This window comes from Streptomyces albiaxialis, from assembly GCF_039530985.1.
GTDB lineage: Bacteria > Actinomycetota > Actinomycetes > Streptomycetales > Streptomycetaceae > Streptomyces > Streptomyces albiaxialis.
Map to the genome: position 1 here is coordinate 1 of NZ_BAAAPE010000035.1, position 2,408 is coordinate 2,408.

Below are 2,408 nucleotides of genomic sequence, written 5' to 3' on the forward strand. Positions count from 1 at the left end.
TCCTGGCCACCACCGCCCAGCACACCCTGGACGGAGACCTGCTCGCCCTCTCCACCCTCAACGCCAAGCAGCCCGAAACCCACGCCTTCGCCCGGGCCCTGGCCCAGCTCCACACCCACGGCACCGACATCGACTGGACACCCTGGTTCGCCGAGGGTCCCACCACCGACCTGCCCACCTATGCCTTCCAACGCCAGCACTACTGGCTGGCTGCCGGAAGCGGGGCCGGGGATGTGCGCGGGGCCGGGCTGCGGAGTCTGGGGCACGGGTTGCTGCCTGCTGCCGTGGCGACGGCGGACGGTGGGCTGTTGCTGACCGGGCGGATCTCGGTGGCGGGGGAGCAGCGGTGGTTGGGGGATCACCGGGTGCTGGGCTCGGTGCTGGTGCCCGGTGCGGCGTTGGCGGAGTGGGCGTTGCGGGCGGCTGACGAGGCCGGGTGCGGCGGTGTCGAGGAACTCGTGCTGCGAGCGCCGCTCGTCCTCCCGGAGAACGGCGCCGTCAACATCCAGGTGGTCGTCCGACCCGCCGAGACCGACGACGGTCCGCGGGAGATCGAGGTGTACTCGTGCTCCGCCCGCGAGGACAACGGCGCGGGCTGGGTCTGTCATGCCACCGGGACCCTCGCCCCGCAGGTCACACCACCCGACGCCGAGGCCATGGACGCTTGGCCACCGGAAAGTGCTCAGCGAGTGGACGTCGACGGGTTCTACGGGCGCGCCGCGGCGGCCGGATACGAGTACGGTCCGGCCTTCCAGGGCCTACGGGCCGTGTGGCGGGACGGCGACGACCTGGTGGCCGAGGTCGAGCTGCCCGAGGAGGCCGGCCGACCGGACAGGTTCGCAGTCCACCCGGCCCTGTTGGACGCCGCCCTGCACCCCGGGATCCTGCTGGCGGAACCGGAGGCGGGGACGGACGGCCGGGCATGGTTGCCGTTCGCCTGGAACGGTGTCGCGCTCTGGGCCACCGACGCGACGGCCGTACGCGTACGGCTGACGCCCCTCCAGGAGGGGGCGGACGGGAACGAGCGCGGCGTGCGCGTCCTCGTCGCCGACGCGTCCGGCGCGCCGGTGCTGAGCGTGGACTCCGTCGTCATGCGTCAGGCGGACGTCGCGCAACTGCTGCCCGCGCGTGGCGTGGACGGGCAGTTCACGCTCGACTGGGTGCGATGGGCCGACGACGAGCCGTACGACGGTCCCGAGGAGGAGAGGGACGGATTCCGCTGGACGCTGCTCGGGCCCGACACGTTCGGCCTCTCCGCGTACGCCGCGAGCCGTCACCCGGACGTCGCGGCACTGGCGGCCGCCGTCCGGGAAGCGGCGGACGAGGCGCCGTCGGCCGTGGTGGCGTGCGTGGGCGCTGGTGAACGTCCCGGCGCGGAGAACGATGCCGACGCCGAGGCCGATGCCGACGCCGCTCTCGCCGTGACGACAACCGCGCTGGAGCTGCTGCAAGCCTGGCTGGCGGAGCCCTCGCTCGCCGACATCCCGCTCGTCCTGACGACCCGGGGCGCCGTGACCACGGGCACCGACGACGCCGACGCCCCGGACACGGCGGGTGCGGCCGTGTGGGGCCTGGTGCGGAGCGCGCAGATGGAGAACCCCGACCGGCTCGTCCTGCTCGACCTGGACGACGACGGCCCCGAGGACGCCGAGTCCTTCCCCGACACGCTGCGCCGCCTCCTCCCACTGGCCGACAGCGAGCCCCAACTGGCCCTGCGCTCCGGCCATATGTATGTCCCCCGGGTGGTCCGTACGCCGGCTGACCGGCTGGTGCCGCCCGACGACGGACAGCCCTGGCGGCTGGGCCAGAAGACGGCCGGGACGGTGGAGGACGTGCGGGTGATGGCGTGTCCGGAGGCGGAGGCGCCGTTGGGGGAGGGACAGGTGCGGCTGGCGGTGCGGGCCGCCGGTGTCAACTTCCGTGATGTGCTGATCGCGCTCGGCATGTACCCGGACGCGGACGGTCTCTTCGCGGGCAGTGAGGGTGCGGGCGTCGTGACGGAGATCGGCCCCGGTGTGACCGGACTGGCCCCCGGCGACCGCGTGATGGGGCTCTTCGACGGGGCCTTCGGGCCGGTCGCCGTGGCCGACGCGCGGATGCTGGCGCGGATTCCGGAGGGCTGGGACTGGCGCACGGCCGCCTCGGTGCCGACCACGTTCCTGACGGCGTGGTTCGGGTTGGTGGAGTTGGCGGGGTTGCGTCGGGGTGAGTCGGTTGTGATCCATGCGGCGACGGGTGGTGTGGGGACGGCCGCGGTGCAGATCGCGCGGCATGTGGGGGCGGAGGTGTTCGCCACGGCCAGTCCTGGCAAGCAGCACGTGCTGGAGGCGATGGGTATCGATGCGGTCCATCGTGCGTCTTCGCGGGATGTGGGGTTCGAGGAGGCGTTCCGCGCGGCCAGTGGTGGG

The 2,408-nt window shown here is 73.3% G+C and carries 1 protein-coding gene; it reads left to right on the top strand.

Translation table 11 applies throughout. The features are described from left to right. Window positions 1-2,408: polyketide synthase dehydratase domain-containing protein (locus tag ABD343_RS40670; RefSeq protein WP_344535916.1), on the top strand; the 2,408-nt coding region annotated here is incomplete at both ends.